This is a genomic window from Parasphingorhabdus sp., from assembly GCF_036963805.1.
Classification (GTDB): Bacteria; Pseudomonadota; Alphaproteobacteria; order Sphingomonadales; family Sphingomonadaceae; genus Parasphingorhabdus.
In genome coordinates this window covers 1-16,629 of the sequence record NZ_JBALUN010000025.1, presented here as the reverse complement: position 1 = coordinate 16,629, position 16,629 = coordinate 1, and the positions used below count along the sequence as shown (strand labels likewise).

9 protein-coding genes, 1 tRNA gene and 1 rRNA gene are annotated in these 16,629 nt (G+C 51.1%); 3 read left to right on the top strand and 8 right to left on the bottom strand.

Going from position 1 to position 16,629, the window contains the following annotated elements; translation table 11 throughout:
* Nucleotides 1-996: 996 nt before the first annotated feature.
* The 5 genes from V7676_RS18295 to V7676_RS18275 all read right to left on the bottom strand — a co-directional run bounded on the left by V7676_RS18295 (nucleotide 997) and on the right by V7676_RS18275 (nucleotide 9,982).
* Nucleotides 997-2,463, bottom strand: a complete 1,467-nt coding sequence (locus V7676_RS18295) for a Fic family protein (RefSeq protein WP_335661004.1) — start codon at nucleotides 2,461-2,463, stop codon at nucleotides 997-999.
* A gap of 211 nt (nucleotides 2,464-2,674) precedes the next feature.
* Nucleotides 2,675-4,858, bottom strand: coding sequence for a DEAD/DEAH box helicase (locus V7676_RS18290; RefSeq protein WP_335661003.1), 2,184 nt, complete (start codon nucleotides 4,856-4,858; stop codon nucleotides 2,675-2,677).
* Nucleotides 4,855-6,174 (bottom strand): ATP-binding protein, encoded by a 1,320-nt coding sequence (locus V7676_RS18285; RefSeq protein ID WP_335661002.1) that lies wholly within the window; start codon nucleotides 6,172-6,174, stop codon nucleotides 4,855-4,857. The genes V7676_RS18290 and V7676_RS18285 overlap by 4 nt, the downstream gene beginning before the upstream one ends.
* A gap of 1 nt (nucleotide 6,175) precedes the next feature.
* Nucleotides 6,176-8,767, bottom strand: coding sequence for a TerB N-terminal domain-containing protein (locus V7676_RS18280; RefSeq protein ID WP_335661001.1), 2,592 nt, complete (start codon nucleotides 8,765-8,767; stop codon nucleotides 6,176-6,178).
* A gap of 279 nt (nucleotides 8,768-9,046) precedes the next feature.
* On the bottom strand, nucleotides 9,047-9,982 hold the full coding sequence (locus V7676_RS18275) for a DUF2971 domain-containing protein (RefSeq protein ID WP_335661000.1): 936 nt from the start codon (nucleotides 9,980-9,982) through the stop codon (nucleotides 9,047-9,049).
* A gap of 365 nt (nucleotides 9,983-10,347) precedes the next feature.
* Between V7676_RS18275 and V7676_RS18270 the strand changes: the two genes are divergently transcribed.
* From V7676_RS18270 to V7676_RS18260, 3 genes are all read left to right on the top strand, one after another.
* Nucleotides 10,348-11,565 (top strand): ABC-three component system protein, encoded by a 1,218-nt coding sequence (locus tag V7676_RS18270; RefSeq protein WP_335660999.1) that lies wholly within the window; start codon nucleotides 10,348-10,350, stop codon nucleotides 11,563-11,565.
* Nucleotides 11,562-12,050 (top strand): three component ABC system middle component, encoded by a 489-nt coding sequence (locus V7676_RS18265; protein ID WP_335660998.1) that lies wholly within the window; start codon nucleotides 11,562-11,564, stop codon nucleotides 12,048-12,050. Before V7676_RS18270 ends, V7676_RS18265 begins: the two co-directional genes overlap by 4 nt.
* Before the next feature lie 191 nt (nucleotides 12,051-12,241).
* A complete protein-coding gene (locus V7676_RS18260) occupies nucleotides 12,242-13,993 on the top strand; it encodes a DUF3732 domain-containing protein (RefSeq protein ID WP_335660997.1) in 1,752 nt (583 codons plus the stop codon).
* A gap of 839 nt (nucleotides 13,994-14,832) precedes the next feature.
* Here V7676_RS18260 and V7676_RS18255 read toward each other — a convergent pair.
* From V7676_RS18255 to rrf, 3 genes are all read right to left on the bottom strand, one after another.
* A complete protein-coding gene (locus tag V7676_RS18255) occupies nucleotides 14,833-16,149 on the bottom strand; it encodes a tyrosine-type recombinase/integrase (protein ID WP_335660996.1) in 1,317 nt (438 codons plus the stop codon).
* Between the two features lie 156 nt (nucleotides 16,150-16,305).
* Nucleotides 16,306-16,382: transfer RNA gene (locus V7676_RS18250), tRNA-Met, on the bottom strand.
* A 132-nt stretch (nucleotides 16,383-16,514) separates the two neighbouring features.
* Nucleotides 16,515-16,629, bottom strand: a 5S ribosomal RNA gene (rrf, locus tag V7676_RS18245).

The following is a 16,629-nucleotide window of genomic DNA, read 5'->3' as shown; positions in this document are numbered from 1 at the left end:
GCCGGGAGCGCCGCCCACCCCGACTCGTCGGAGCCGGAAAACAACGCCGGCGCGTCCGCGCCGTCCATATCAATCGCACATCATCGCGATTATCCCATCCGCGAAGCGGCCCAACAAGAACGACACCCTTGCACGGCGCGACGCCGCGCGGTGGTATGCGCGCGCGAAAGTGCGCCAGCGCCCGCCGGGCAAGGAGAGAGGCAAGAGTGCCAGCGGGTCAGAACAAAAAGCCGCACCCTCAAGGAGCGCAGCGGGAAAGAGTGCGTCCTTCAAAAAATCCCGCTCATTATCCAAACGCTCCCGATCGTCACCGACAGGCCAAGACTACAGGCTTGGTTCGCGCAGCGAATAGAGCGGGCCGCCGTCAGGCAGCGCCCATTGTCAGCATGACAACTGCAATTCACACTCATTACCGAACACCTGTATATACTCAAATCTGACGAAATCGAATATCTATAAGTGTTCAATAACCGTCGATATCTGCACGCAAATAGCCGAAAGAAATTGCGTCAAACATCTTGCCATACAGGATTTGTCATTACATAACGCGGGACACCACAGCCCACCTTATTGATGGACATATCCATAACAATACCCAAAAATATCCATAACTGTTCGCGTATCGGTGCAGCAGCTAGGAAATGACGCCCCGATTCCCGAACGGCACGCTCGTTTTGATATTGCCAGTTGCGCGCAAATTGTCCGAAATCATGCTACATATTTCGGACATGAAATGATCTCTACTGCTGTTTTCTGCTGTATTGCTGATGTCTCTATTGAGCGAATGATCCTGGTCAGTGCGAGCGCTAACGACGCCAATTTACATGATATAAAACCTCACAGTTCAGACTCGGAGGTTGGAGGTTTTATATCAACGCAGACAGTTCGAGACGGCAAAGGCATCCTAGTGGGGTGGCCCGTGTAGGTGGATAGAACGCGGTCCGGGTCTGCCCGCCGGTGCTAACCCAACCCAAATCAATGAATTCAGCCAATAACCTATAGCAATTTTAGCTTAGCGTCTGAACCATCGTCAAAGGCGTTTGTTGCCGCCAGATCAGCCCGCGCGCTATCCATCGTGCTCCAGTCGATCCGGTGGGTATAAGACTGTGCAACCTCCAGCATCCGGATCAAGGGATCGGTCCGGCCGTTTTGCGAAAATGCCTTGAGCGCGCCCAGGTAATCGGTGCGATAGGCAGTAGGAATAATGATACGTTCCTGATCGCTCGCGACCAGTTCGGCATTCATCATGATCCGCGCAATCCGGCCATTGCCATCGGCAAAGGGATGCACCTCGCTAACCAGCACCATCATATAGACCGCCCGCTGGAATGGATCGTCCAACGCTTGCAGGAAATCAAAACCGCGCTCCAGCGTGCCTTCAACCAATTCGGGCGCGACAAAGACCGTGTTACCGGCACGGTTCTCTCGTTCTTTGAACACGCCGGGTGCCTTGTCCTCTCGCGCCTCCATCACCGTTGCGTGGCGTCGGCGGAGCAATTCCATAAAGCCGCCAAAATCGGTAGGCAGAACCTTCAAATGCGCCAGATCGGACACAATCCGGAAAGTTCCCAGAACATCATGCGCGTCGGCGGGCCGCTCTTGCGGAATGACCCCGTCAAAGACGATTTCGGCGGCTTCCTCGACGGTAAACTCCGTGCCCTCGATGAAATTGGAAAAATAGGCTTCAAAAAAAGCAAGCGTTGCATTGGCTTCGCCGCTGCGCGCGGGCACAGGTAAACGCTCCACAAGCGTATCGCGCAGCATATTAAAGAGCGTTTCAAATAAGGCGATGCGGTCAGGATCGAACGGCTGACCGGCATGGCGCGCCTTGCCGGTTGCGCTTACAAGATCACCCTCCCGGGTGCCGAGTAAGCTACCAATCAATTCACTGAGGTCAGCAGCTTCGGCTTCATAGCCCAATTGCGGTGCAATCGCTCTGGCATCGTCGCGCAGGCGGTTCACTGCAACCTCCCCTTGCCTGCGGATCATCGCGTCGAGGCGCTGCTCAATTTCATCACGCGGCATCGTGCGCGGAAGCCGGCCGCCGCGCGCGCGCGATTCCCGCAAATTTTCAAGATAGGCGCGCGGCGTCGAGGCGAGTCGCACACCGCTAAATGGCCGGTCGCTGTCAATCGGCCCGGGCCCAAGACGGGGCCGGAATGTCAGACCGGGCAGCTTGGTCTCGCGCTTCTTCGAAGAAATCAGAAAGACAGACCCGTCTTCGGCGGGCTTGTTTTCCAGCGCCGTTCGGTCAGCGATTAGCGCATCGGGATAATAGGACGCGATAAGGCCATACCAGTTACGCCGGACAAGCCGCTCGGGATCATCCTGGAGATTGCGCGTATAGAGGCGTGATCCGAGCTTGCGAAGCTGCCCGCGATCAACGGCGGCATAGACCGACTTGTAAATCGATTTGTCAGAGACAAAGACCTCCGGCAACGCAGCAATGGAAAATTCGGGCATTAGCGCCTCCTCAAAAGCCCCATATCCGAATTTTCGGGTATTAATCTAGCAAATAAAGAAAAAAACGGGTTTTAACGTCAAAGAAAATGGCAATGTAAGAATGCAAATAAGCGAATTTTCGAGGTTTAACGGGCGTAAAATCGGTATTTTTGAGGTTTAATCACACATAAGGGTAAGCAACAGACACAAGCAATCGCATATGCTTCACAATTCAGCTTGGGCTAAAGGAATCCAGGATAGTTTTTGCCATATCAGCCAGACAATCACTATCGAGCCGCGAAGTTAGTATGTTTCTCTGCAAGAGTGCGTCAGTTAGGAAATGATCGAATTTCTCAAATCGCAAATTCGTATCCGCGACGAATAAATTGGGAGAAGCCCCATTAGCCAAGGTTTGGAAATAATCATTTAGACTCTCATCCGCTTCGGCCCCTGACACTTCCAGCAAGCCGTCGTGAACCTCAACCTTGAACCCACCGCCGCGCAAAGCGAGAGCAAGACTGTTAGTGGCAATGGTCCCGCGCCGTGTGAATACTAGATGGGTGTTTTCACCCTGACGAGATAACCCCCTTTTTTCGAAGGCAAGCTGCATATAGTTAAGTCTAGCTTCCGCAAGCAACTGCCTCGCTGCTTCGTCAAGATAGACCGGGACTGCCTTGCCTTCGAGAAGGTCAAACATGCGCTCGACAACTTTGTCATGGATCATACCCGGATCGCCGCCAAAGATGGGAGGCACTCCACCAGCCGAGGCAGTTACGATAATCACCCGTTCGGTATCGCGCACTTCAAGGACGCTCCATCGGCGACCAGAGAATATAATCATCATGCCTAGTGCAAGAAGGCTATCAACTGGAACCGTACCAAGCTCTTTGCCATCGGCGATCAAGCGATACTCTTCGCTGGTCTGAAACACCGCGAAAAAGCTGTAATGTTCGACAAGCTTCTCGCCTTTTTCTCCGAGCAGCAGCAAGCCATTTGACGATTGCTCTATCAGTGCATTTTCCTCACTTCCCATTGCGCGCAAAACTTCGCCGAAAAGTGGAGGGTCAACTGAACGGAAGGGGCCTTTTACGCACAACACCGAGTGCAGTGTATTCGCCCGTGCGCCGCCCGATGATGCAATGACAGAAAGTATCTGATGAACGAGAGTAGAAAGATGCAAGGCTCCAAGACGCGGTGGTTCACACCAGTTCTCCAGAAGCAAATCGATCATCGCAATTGCTCTCATCGTACCGAGCCTAAGGCGGTCGGCTATATGAGCTTTGGAATCGAGCATGCTTTCGATTGCATATTGCCGCAAAACTGCGGGTTGCCCCTGCCTGCGACCTGAACGCCCCAGTCTTTGACGTAACGAGGCTACGCTGAAGGGAGCGCCAATTTGCGCCACAGAAGCGACATCGCCTATGTCGATGCCAAGTTCGAGCGTCGAGGTGCAAATCGCGCTGGTCGGCAGTTGGCCGTCTTTCAATCGCTTTTCAATGAACTGACGCTGCTCTTTTGCAATATTGGCATGATGCGCGAAAAACTCTTGGGGGAGCCGTTCGCTCTCGCACTTGCGCCGCAAGCGATCGGCATAAATTTCCACGCGTTGCCGCGAGCCAGCGAAGATCAAATTATCGCTGCCACGAAGATGCTTGAACAAATGTTCTGTGATTGCATTTGTGGGAGGAGGAGCAGCTTCGTCAGTGTCGCCCTCTAAATATCCACGCAGCTGTAATCGCAGTTCCGCTTCACCACCTTTAGCCTCAATCAGATGTACTTGAGACGCCGCATCCGGGCGAAGGGCGGCCTTTGCAAGCTCCATGTCCCCTAGTGTCGCTGATAGACCTATCCGGCGAATATGGCGGCCTGTAGAAAGTTCGATTCGTGTCATCAACGATTGCAATTGCATACCGCGTTCTGTCCCGAGCATTGTATGCAGCTCGTCAATAACAATGGCTTTCGTTTTGGAAAACAGCCGGGGTATCTCTGCGCCCCTTCTGACAAACAATGCTTCAAGAGATTCTGGGGTGATCAGAACAATGCCCGCAGGATTCTTGCGTGCCTTTGTTTTGACCGAGGAGGAAATGTCTCCGTGCCAAGGGACTACTGGTAATCCAATCTCTTCGCATATGTCCGATAGCCGACGAGCTTGATCGGAAATCAGCGCCTTTAGCGGGCCGATATACAGGATATCGAATCCGGATTGCGGTTCCTCATCTCCAAGGACTTGAGAGATCAGAGGAAAGAAGGCGGCCTCTGTTTTACCACCGGCAGTGCTCGCGGCGATAATAATATCGTGGTTATCTCCGGCAACCGCACGGATCGCGCGAACTTGAATGTCGCGAAGTTGCGACCAACCCTGTCCTCGAATCCATTTTTGAATTGGCCGGGCAAGAAGGTCGAAAGCCTCAGTCACAGAGTAAAACTGGAAAGTCCGTCATCGGTCTCGCTATCCGCGTTAGGATCGGCGGCAACTGCTTCGTCTATATCACTCATATCGTCGCCATGATCGTCCGCGATATCGATCTGCTCGATCAGATCGGACCACTGCGTACCGGGGTTTTGCGCAAGGACAGCAAGCATGTTTACAAACGCGGTCACAGTGTTTCGAGGTGTGCGGAAATAGGACTCGCCTATTCGCTTGGAACAATGCGCCATAAAGGAGGTCAGTGCTTCATCGGGAATTGCGGTTTTTTCATCCTGCATGATGGCGCGAATGTTCTGCAACAGGACATACATATCTTCGGGCGTAAGATTAGCGAGGCGAATAATTGGTCCCGATAGGTCAACTAGTCCATCCTGAACGAAAGTGTTTTCAGCCAATCGGGATTGCAGCGCTTCATAGCTATATAGGCCGCGGCGAGTATCCATCAGAAATTCGGGGGTTCCTCCCTTTAGGAAACCAAGATGTGAAGCACTGCCCTGCAGAACGTCATTGAGTATTCGCAGGATCTGTTCGTAATTGGATTTACGCGCTTGCGAGGACGATAATTTGAACAAATTGACCATTTCATCGAGGCCAACCAGCAGCCCTTTATATCCAGCTGCAACCGCAAATTCAGCCATAAGTTTGAGATGATCGTAAACGCTGGCATCATCGACAATTGTGCGAACGCCTAGGGCTTTGCGTGCGTCGGTTTTGGTGCTGAATTCTCCGCGTAACCAGCGCAGCGCCGCCGACTTTAACTGATCGTCACCCGTATCAAAGCCTTCCCAGTAACGCCGGACGACTTGCGCAAAATCATAACCGCCGGTCAGCTCCTCCAGATGAGCGAGCCGCTCCGCGATCACTTCGCCAGCGCTGCAATCGCGAGTGGTGGCGTCTTGCTGAGCCTTCGAAACAAACCGCTCAACAATGTTTGGTAAACCTCCACCATCAGGCCGCGTTCGAGTGGAAAGATTGCGCGCTAACTCTGCGTAAAGCCCGCGCGCTTGGCCGCCGGACGCGTGCAAGCGTCTGTCGGGGGCGAGATCGGCAAACATTGTCACCAGCCCCTTCTCTAGCGCTACCAGCCTAGCAAGATTCATGAAGAAAGTTTTGCCCGACCCATATTCACCTATCACGAAGCGGATGGCCGCTCCGCCATCGGCAATGCGTTCTATATCCTTGACCAGTTCCTCTATCTCACGCGCGCGGCCTACTTGAACGTGTTCCAAGCCAAGCTTTGGAACCACGCCGGCTCTCAAAGCCTGGATTATCGCATCGCGCTCTCGCGCACGCAGCTGAGCCATTCTAATTTCCCCCATTCATAGTGTGCCGGATCGCTTCCGCGATCTCAGGCAGTATTTCGTAACCGTCATAATCATCGATGAGCATTTCACCATGCGTTTCAAAGCTCCATTCATTCACGGTTTCGATCATGCCTGCCAGCGGCAATTTATTGACCGCTGCGATGCCCGCCAATTTGTCTGCGGACCAGCTCACTTCTGCAATTAGCTCTTGGACAAACGCGCTGTGAATGGTGTCGAGGCCCTCAAAACTGCTGTCTGAAACCGGAACTTCTTTCGGACTACTGCCTTCTACATCCGCGCCGAAAATTTCTCCGAGAACAGATGACACGCGATCAGTGTTAGACCGGATTTGCGCAATTTTGGACATGTCTAGCGTAACTGCATTTGACAGTGTGTCTTCGGGTATGGATTCACCGCCTGCTTCAGCAATCGCATTCCGGACACTTACGGGCGCATCGGTGACATCGCGTGCGTGTAAATCGGTATAAACCAGTGAACGGTCGAGTCCGAGCGCAGTGTAAATCTTCTCTATTCCGGCCACTTCTTCAGGTACGATTGCCATATCTGCATGTGCCATTGCGATGGCTGCGGCGCGTAATGTTAACGAATCTTCTGAGCTCGCCGACTTGAGGCGCTTACGCAGCATATTCATATCTGGCTTTACTGCCTCGAACCAAAATCGATTGGCGTGCAGCCGCCGTCGTTCTTGGTCATTTGCGACCGGGGCGGTCGTTGCAAGCTCGACTAGACGTAGATGTTCTGCTTCGACCACCTCGCCGTCTGCATGAGCAATAAATGAGCCGAGCGCCATTTCCAGCAACGCCTGCTGATAACCGCCTGAGACGTCTTCCAGCATAAGAACTGGCTCGCCTAGATCGAACAACACAACAACCTCGTCGACTTTTGGCGCACGCAAAGCAAAGCGTGGGTCGGGTGCCATGCCGATTGCCAAACCTGCAAGAGCATCAGCAGCATCTGTCAATTGGCGCTTGCCAATCCGGTCGGGGGCGGACCCTTCCAGTTTTTCAATCAACTCGGTCACCGCAACTAGACCATCTGCGCTGATAATCGACTTCGCCCAATTCTCCAGCGCATCCATTCCCGCGCAAGGGAACTGATCTCTAATTTCAATCGGCAACAGAGCATGCGCTTCGATTGAGTCACCTCTATCGCTGTTGCGACCTAGAAACCGGCTGTATTTGTCCAATGCGTCAGAGGCTTCTTCAGCAATTAGTTGTGCTCTGTTCACGGGCGCAGACAGAGAAGTGATATCGGATACTGGATCACCATCTACTGTCGGCTTAAGATCGAGATCAAACTCGCTTGATGCAGCACGATAGCGGTATTGTAATTGCCCCTTTGGCTTGCGGACTTTCTGCCCGCCGGGATATTTCTTTTCGTGAAGCACTAAAAATAAGGCACGAAATTCCTTCGTGCAACGCCGTGCCGGAGTACGAAGGTTGGCGTAACCGCTGCATAAATACCAACTCAATATCCACTCTGCGCTGACCCTTTCACCATCGCGAACCATTGAACCGATCTTTATACGCACCGGCAAAGGTAGTTCCCAACTGCGCGATTCATAGATCGGTTCGATTTGTCCTTCGCGTGCAAACACGATTGAAGCCGTCTCGACAAATTCTCCAAGGTAGCGGCGGATGGAGTGGTTTGCGGCGTAAAGTTCGAGCAACCGCTCGGCCTCGGCGATGATGAGTGCTTGCTCATGGTGCTGCGGCTTGTCGACAAATAACCTGCGCTCGAGCCCATAAAAATAAAGGAACACATATCCGATGTTTATGTACTTACTGCTTGCTCCATCGGCCAGCCAGTCGAGGTAGGTAGCGCGGCAGCGGGCGGGAATATCTGAATAACTGGGCCAATACCCAAGCTCATCTGAATAAGGGTCGGCGGGCAGTCTCGCAACTGATAAGGCAGGATCGATATATGCACGGCATGTCTGACGGTAATAGCTTTCGCCAACGCTCGGAGGTGTACCAACATAGACCATGCCAGATATGTGCCTGCCAGCGACAACGACTGTCTCGCCGGATGGCACCCAGCCGCCTTTGGACCGTATGGCACTCGAAATTTTCATAAGGTCACCTGCGCTCTGATTTGCGGAAATCGGCATGATGTCATCTTCTGCATAAGATGCAGGATCTTCGCTTTGAGGTTTTGCATATTTGGCTGCCGCTATTGCGAGATCTGCTCGTGCGGCGCGACCCGCAGCAATAAGCGCCCGATTATCTTGATTTGGTTGGCTTGATAGTAGGCTTCGTGCCCGTGTTGGCACTGGCAGCGGCGAGGTTCTTTCGCCTCGTTCAACCGTACCAGCGCCAGCCTGAAAGGGCTCGTCTGGACGAAAATTATCGGGTTGCGCCGCAACTCGTTTATACCGACTTTCGGAAACCTCACTATTGGACGCAGATTTCTCTCTGCGCCTTTTATTTTGCCAACGAACGGCAAAAATTGGAGCAATAAGGGCGAATAAGGCTTCGATCCAGTCGGGCAGGAACTGCAAAACAGTCACTACGAGGATCATGCAGACAAAAAACCAAGCTAAATAAAGTAAAATCGAACGCACGATATTCATGCCCTACTCACTGCGCTAAGCACCCCAATTCCGCAACTACTATCATATAGTTACGTAATAATAGTTATTCGAGTGTCGAAAACATGGTCTGCCGCAAAATGATTTAGATATTTTTGGAAACAGTGAGGTGGCACCCTGTGCAGGTTTTACTGCGGGATCGCCTATTTGCGCCTGCGCCGTTGTTCCGCTTCAAAGAGAAAATCAGGCCAGTTGGGGTGGCTATTTTCATGCCATGCCAAAACATAGGGGCAGCACACTCCTACTAAAGTTCTCGGTCACCTAACCCTCGTTGGGTTGTTTAGGGATTTCTTCGGCGGGCCCGAGGTCCTCTAGCTCTTCTAAGTCGTCATCGTCGGACACGATATCCTTGAACATGAGGAAACCCGGCTCGCGAATGGCTAACGCCTCAATCTCATCGCGATCAACCTGATACCGACGTAATCCGAAGCCATCCTCCTTTGGCAACACTTGCCAGATTTTGATCGCTGGATAATCGCTCAGCAGCTTTACGACGCTCTTTATCACCGTAGAATTGCAGCGGAGGCCGAAAAGAATTGCGGTAATGCGGAATGGCACTTCAATGACGCCGCTCCGCTCCTTTACATCACGCCATTCCCGCTCGTAGCGCCATTCTCCGGACTTAGTGTAGAAATAAGTCCTAAATACGCGCTCTTTCGCCCCCATATTATCCCGTACCTTCCACCGGTAAAGGTCACTGGTCTTGATCGCTCGCGGCCCCTTGTAGTCGATTCGTTCGAGTCTGTGGTGCTCCTGATCTCGCGTGTCGTACTCGATGCATATGCCCCGATGCTCATCCGCATAATGGGACCACATCAGCCCTTTCTTCCATGTGCTGGAAAGGGAAAAAACGCCCTCGTTACCCAATTCTGAATCAAGCTCGCGCTTGATGTCGTTCGCCAGCATTCGCATCAGATAGTTCTCGACATCCGGCTCGGTTTTGTAGTCACCATATTCAGACGACATATAGCGGAGATAGCCTATGTCATTGCGCGCTTCCTCGTCGGACTTACGCTTCAACAACATCTTATACAGCAGCCGTTCGAGGTGGACCCGGTCAATATCCATGTCAATTGTTGGATCACAGTCTAAGGGATCGTTGAATGTCGATGGCTTGGCGTAAAAGGCCTCCGCCTCGGTAATAGCCCGAAGCGCGTTCACCCCAAACGAGCGGTATTTGTAAAGTTTGTCTGGCATCGCTTTCCTCGAATGATGCGTTAGCAAAAATCATCTCTGCTGTCTGCATTTCTTGGGTGCGATACTCGCAATGTGGGCTCAGATGCGTAATTGCGAGCTCTCGCTATCGGTGCACTCGATTCCGTAGGAATCTATTCGTTGTAGACGTGACGAACGCCATCAAAAACAGCTGGCGCAATGTACTTGTGCAGGCGGAACCCAGTCATGCAATGGTCTGAAAGCGTCTGTTCTACGATCGATCCATTCGAGGCTTGACGCCCCACCCCATCGAACGTCAGCTTTCTGGTCCACGCCTTGGTTATTAAGCGCTTGAATAAATAAACCTAAACGGGCACCTTGGACAAAATATTTTGGTGACTATTTGAATGAACGCTAAACCATCGAGTTCTGTGCATGACGCAACTGCCTCAGCGATGGGGTTTCGTTTTCAAGAACGCTACGCATTGTTAGAGTTACTTGCCAGCAATCACGACGAAGCGGCGGTTGCGATTGAAGCTCTTGATGACGTTCAGTTAAAAGCAAACGGTGTTGATCTGTTAGAGCAACTCAAACATTCATTCGCTACGCAACCCAAGCCCATTGACATCAAGTCTGTCAACCTATGGACGACGCTTAGAATTTGGGCTGAATTACTACCTTCCATTGATATATCGTGTACCTGCTTCGCCTTGGTAACTGTCGCACCTTTGTCTGAGTCTTCTTCACTGGAATGCCTTCAAGTTGAGGGATCAAATCGCGCCAAGCTGCTTGCTGAACTTATCGAGGAAGCTGAACGGATCATCGAGGAAGTTCTTGCGGCTAAATCGGCCGGTATTGCAAAGCCCCATGCGAAAAAATCTCCCGGAGCTAAAGCATTCCTATCTCTTTCTGACGCTGACAAAGAAGCGCTGATTGGAAAAGTAACTATACGATCTAATGCTCCAAATATAGGAGAACTAGAAGATATACTGGCAACTAAGCTTAACACATATCCGGCCTCACAGCGGGTGACTCTTTCTAGAAAAACTTACGAGTGGTGGGACCGTCAAATTCTGCTTTCGTTTGAACAAAAAAGAGAAAGATTTATAGCTCGGCATGAGCTTCTTGAATATCTATCGGAGACTAGCTCGGCGCTCCATACTGAATCATTGATGGACAGCTTCAGCAGTAAGCAGCCTCCAACGGTGTTCCACACTAACGAGATGTTGGCAAAGCAATGTGATTTAGTGAATGCAAATCCCGCCATGTCCAAACTGGCACGTATCTGCGAATGGCAGGCCCGCAACCAACGTTCTGAATGGTCAAAAGAAGCGCCATCAAAGCATAGCAAAATCGTCAATTATGACGAGAGGCTTGTGTTGGAATGGCAATATCCACACGATACCGCATGTGAAAACGCGGATTCTAACGATGAAGAATCGCTAAGATCTGAAGGCCTTAAGGTCTTGAAGTGGACATTAGAGGATGCGCCCACAATGGTTGGAAGCATCGAGAGCACCATCACGTCGCCTTTTTATGTGCGCGGCAGCTATCAGGTTCTGTCGGTCGAAGGCCGGGTCGGATGGCATCCCCAATATCAATCTAGGTTGGGCTTCAAACAGTGATTGTAAGTTATGATCTGTATGCTGAGACGAACCCAGCATTTGTTTCCTTCTTGTTGTACCGTTTTGTAAAACATTATTCAGAAGGTACGCCCCACGCTCCAAATATTAGCCTAGCATACCTCTTGGTTCCTATGGCTATGTCAGAAAGGCTTGAAACAAGCTTTGCTTCAACAAATGCCGCGACGGGATTTTTGGCTTGGTTAAACCGATTCCCTGACGCCAGAGTGGGGCTTAGGCGAGATGTAGCACTTTCCAAAGATGTAACCCGCGATGGCCTTAGGGCTGCACTTCATAGCCAGTTACTCAGCCTTAACAAAGATGGAACGTTGACTATTGGTTTAGCAAAAAAGCCACCCGAAAACACAAAAGGAAAACTTTCCCAAGGACCTAAGAGTGCTGTTACCCGCGCCGAGCGACTGGGGGTGTGGATGTCTAAAGTTGGCGGTCCGGCACTAATATTTTCTGCATTGGAGATAAATCCGTGAGCAGGTGGAATATAGTACAAGTAGCATTCTATGGGTTAGGTGAACGTCGGCGAACATTAGATTTGCGTCCAAATAGCGTCGCAATCCTAACAGGTCGTTCTGGAACTGGAAAGTCTGCAATCATTGCTGCGATTGACTATTGTCTTGGTTCCCGGAGGTGCGAACTTCCATATTATGTTCGAAGGCGAACAGTGGGAGTAGCGGTTCACTGGACTAACGGAGAAACTGACGTATTGGTTGGACGAGTAGTTCCAGACGAAGGTCAGGGAACCGAAAAGATGTTTGTGCAAACTGGTGCTAGCTTAGAATTGCCCGGTACTTTCGATAATATGCAAGGGCCTGCACCTCGCGCTACTGCTAGAAAGGTGATTGAGCGCGCTTTCAAGATCGCAGATGTTGAAGATGCCGATGCTGATGAAAAATGGACAGTTGGAAAAGCAACCATCAGGCACGTAACGCCTTATCTCTATCTAACGTCAGATGTAATTATTAGTAATTCAACCGTTCTCCATGACTTCGACGATCCAGATAAAGTTCGAGATTTGAAGGCTACGATGCCTTATTTTTTGAAGGCTATCGACCAAGAAACAGTTTTGACACAACGTAAACTTCGGCAGCTTGAAGCGACTTACAGCAGGTTGGAACGTCAATCGAAGAGCCAACAAAAAAGCCGCTCGTTGATAACAGCAAGGGCACTGGCCCTCCTTACTCAATCGACAAGCCTTGGTTTTGGGATCGAGCCTCAGCCCGAGGCGACCGAGCAAGAATTGATAGCGATGCTTAGTCAAATATCGAACTTTGATATTACAAGAACCGATGTCCAACCTGGCGATCAACTCAGTGCTTTGGAGGACGAACGAAAACTGACTTTACGATTGGCTGCATCCAAACGAGAGGAGCGGAACGCACTGCGAGCATTAGTTCGAGACTCGTCCGGCTTTGAAACCACAGTTTCCGGGCAGTATCAAAAATTGGGGCTTGCCGATCACCTCAACCTCGATGGTACTAATTGTCCCGTGTGCCAAAATCCTAGTGATGTCGGCAACGAGATCGCTAAACAAATCTCCAGTTCGTTGATGTTGATAGAAAATGAAGTAGCATCAGTTCAACAGGTAGCGCCGGAGCTAATCGATCAGCTAGATCAAGCGGAAACGGAACTTAAATCCACAAACTTGCGTATCCAAGAAATTGAACGTCAAATCAGGAGTGTAATTCAACAAAACGAAGCTCTCAAGAAAGCAGATGATCTCACCCAAGCTAGAGCGATGACAATCGGTAGGGTTGAACAATTTTTAGAAACGACAGTGGAAGATTTTCAACTGCCGATCATCAATTTTGGCGACCTCATTAGCCAAATCGAAAATTTGCGCGACCTGGTTGATCCGCAGGCGCTTCGCGACAGGATCGCTTATGCAGAGAGTATGGTTTCCAATTATGCTTCGGAAATGCTCAGCAAGCTGCCATCGACAGAGCCGCTGACCGGCGCTAGAATTCAATTTTTTGCTGATGGGCATATTAGTGTTGTGGAAGCAGAAAGGCAACGCCACCTTAGTATGGTAGAAGTCGGCTCGGATCAAAACTACCTTGCAATACACTTGGCGCTTTTGTTCGGTCTGCATAAACACTTTGAGCAAGTCTCATCGCCGATCCCGGGTTTGCTAGTGATCGACCAAATCAGCCGTCCTTATTATCCCAAGGATGAAAAGGCTCGAGATGAGCGTGGCTTAGACGACATGAAAGATGACGACGACAGACGGGCAATGGGCCAGATTGTAGATTTTATCTTTGACGAAACGGCCAGAGCCAACGGTCTGCAAGTGCTGTTAATCGAACACGCATACATGGCGAACGATGAGCGATATGTTGAAGCTACAGTGGAGCGCTGGACAAAAGACAACGGGAAGAAGTTGATACCAGACGATTGGCCTGAACGTAGCGAATAGTTCAGTTGATATTTCGAGCAAGGGCGACTCGCGACCTCATGTAAAAACTGCAGTAGCAAGTCGGTCTGAATGACCGCTTTTTATTGTCGTGCCTTGCCATTCGCGTGTGCGGCATAGGCCCGCACTGCGCGCTCCCTCTCTCGACGCCAAGATTGCTACGAAATGCAATTTACACTTGCAGCAAGAGGCAGGTTTCTATCGGAACGACCGATATTGGGACGGTAGCGGAAAGGCTGCTTTCAAGTTGAAACAAGCAATGAGTGGCGACGGCTAAATCCCGTTCGGGATTTTTAAGGCCAACATGACAATACCATTCGATTGTCATTTCGCGAGAGCGGAGCGCGGGACGTGCGTCCCCAAGCGATCCACTAATGCAGGCCCTGCCCACAGTGCGGTGGGCTTATCGGAGCCTGCTAATTGAGATGGTGCGGGCGGCGGGAATCGAACCCGCACTCCTCTCGGAACGGGATTTTGAGTCGAACGAGACTACCGACTCAATCTTAGCATTTCCGTGCTTCGCTCTTCGAGCGAATTCATGATTTCCGGAAATGGACCCTCTTCCGGGCAAATTGTGTAAGGTTTTGTGTAAATCGCAGTTGATCAGAAATTGATGTCTCTTCCAGTTCGAGCTTTCAGCACCGACAAATATGGCTGTCTGAGGGGCTTTCTAAAAATTCAGGCGATGGCTCAATCCCCTTCGGGATTTACTTCGCCAACATGACTGGCCTTTGCCTATCATTTCGCAGGAAACAGAGGCGCTGCCCCTTTGGTCAGTCTGCCTCATTGGTATGGTCTACACCACCGTTCAGTGGTTTTTCTCGACCATACCCTAAACAAGCCTAATCATCGCCATTTTCAATCACAGCGCGGGCTGACGCTTTCAATCCCGCAGTTGGTTTGGGACGACGGACATTGATAGAGGCTGCATCAAGGGTGCTCTTGATGTGCGCGGCGTAGAATTTCTCGATCATCTCGACGCTGGTGCGACAATTTTTGGCTATTTGGTAGATGTCGGCACCCTCCATCAACCGCATACAGATATAGGTGTGACGCAGGCTGTAAGCAGTGCGAGGCTTTTCATCCCGATCACGTTTGAGATTTGCCCGCTCCAAAATGCCGTTGAATAATCTCACATGATTACCGGGAAACACAGAGTCCCGTAGTTCTGGATATTCCAGCTCCGGCGGGTCTTCTGATAACGGCGGCAAGCCTTCCTTGCGGCGGCGCTGCTTCTCACGGCGGCTTTCAGCTTGCACGGGCTTGGCTCTATTGAGTGTTCTCTCATAGGGCCTGACAGCGCTTGGCATGGATTTGCAATAACCGACGCCTCGTTTGCCCCGCACTTCGATTTCAAGGATCGTCTCACCGGTCGCGACATCTTCGACAATCGCCACGTCACGGTGCTGGAGGTTTTTTGCCTCATCGGGCCTCAGGCCGGTGTTGGCAAGGAACAGCACATAGTCATGTACCTGCTCGGCGTTCCACCGGTCACGTTCATGGAAGGGATCGCGCGCATAAGCACGGGTAGCTTCATAAAGCTGCTTATATTCAGCGGGACTGAACCAGGGACGATGCACTATTTTGCCCTGCGTTCTATATGGCGGGGAAAGGTCTGGCAAATATTCTAGCCAACCATTGCGGATAGCTGTCTTCAAGACCATCCGGAGTGTAACGATTTCGTTGTGCAAGGTGCTACGCGCTGGCGGCTTATCCACCAACGGTCGGTTACTTCGCGAAGCAGGGTTTGGCTCAAGCCGAGATGTCATTCGATGAACTCGGTAATCTTGCACCTTGCGCGGCGTGATCTTAGACACTCCGAGCTCGCCAAAAAATGGTAGCAAATGAATTCGCAGACGGATTTCATGACCTTCGGTCCATTTTTGGCTACGCTCGCCCTCAGTTATAACCGCATATTCTGCAAGGAACTGGTCGGCTGCTTGGGCAAAGCTTTTCTCCGAAAGGAGGATGCCCGCATGGTCCTTACCGCGCAGGGCAAGATACCAGTCTTCGGCAAATTCAGATGCAAGCGCGAGACTTTCACGTTTGGTTGTCGCACGTCGTTGCTTGCCTCCGACCGATGCTGAGCACTGCCAGATACGGCTTTCGCCACGCCGGTAAAGCTGAACCTTGCCATTCAGAACTCGGTGACTCTCCATTCGCAGTCGCCCTTTTTCCTACCTTATGACCTACAGCTATCAGGTTTTCGTAAAAAGGTCAAAATGTGTTAGCTATGTGTTAGCTCCAAAACGAACAAAGGCCCCGACCTTTCGATCGAAGCCTTTTGTTAAGTCTTTGGTATTTTTCTATTTTACTGGTTGCGGGAGTTGGATTTGAACCAACGACCTTCAGGTTATGAGCCTGACGAGCTACCGGACTGCTCCATCCCGCGCCACCAATGGAGATCATATTTCAACGATCGCCAAAAAACAAAAAAGCGACCGGCCCGTTGCCGGACAGGCCGCTTTTTAAAAAAGTGAATGGGTTATTTCCTCGTAACTACCTTTTATGCGCCTGCTGCAATGCCTGGCGACGACCTACTCTTCCGTGCCTTAAGACAAAGTACCATCGGCGCAATCTGGTTTCACGGCCGAGTTCGAGATGGGATCGGGTGGGGCACAGATGCTATGGCCACCAAG

What these genes read in the sequence shown, in the direction of transcription:
- V7676_RS18275 (WP_335661000.1), bottom strand. Translation starts at nt 9,982, where the DNA reads ATGCCAGACAAACTTTACAAATACCGCTCGTTTGGGGTGAACGCGCTT.
- V7676_RS18280 (WP_335661001.1), bottom strand. Translation starts at nt 8,767, where the DNA reads ATGAATATCGTGCGTTCGATTTTACTTTATTTAGCTTGGTTTTTTGTC.
- V7676_RS18255 (WP_335660996.1), bottom strand. Translation starts at nt 16,149, where the DNA reads ATGGAGAGTCACCGAGTTCTGAATGGCAAGGTTCAGCTTTACCGGCGT.
- V7676_RS18295 (WP_335661004.1), bottom strand. Translation starts at nt 2,463, where the DNA reads ATGCCCGAATTTTCCATTGCTGCGTTGCCGGAGGTCTTTGTCTCTGAC.
- V7676_RS18285 (WP_335661002.1), bottom strand. Translation starts at nt 6,174, where the DNA reads ATGGCTCAGCTGCGTGCGCGAGAGCGCGATGCGATAATCCAGGCTTTG.
- V7676_RS18270 (WP_335660999.1), top strand. Translation starts at nt 10,348, where the DNA reads ATGAACGCTAAACCATCGAGTTCTGTGCATGACGCAACTGCCTCAGCG.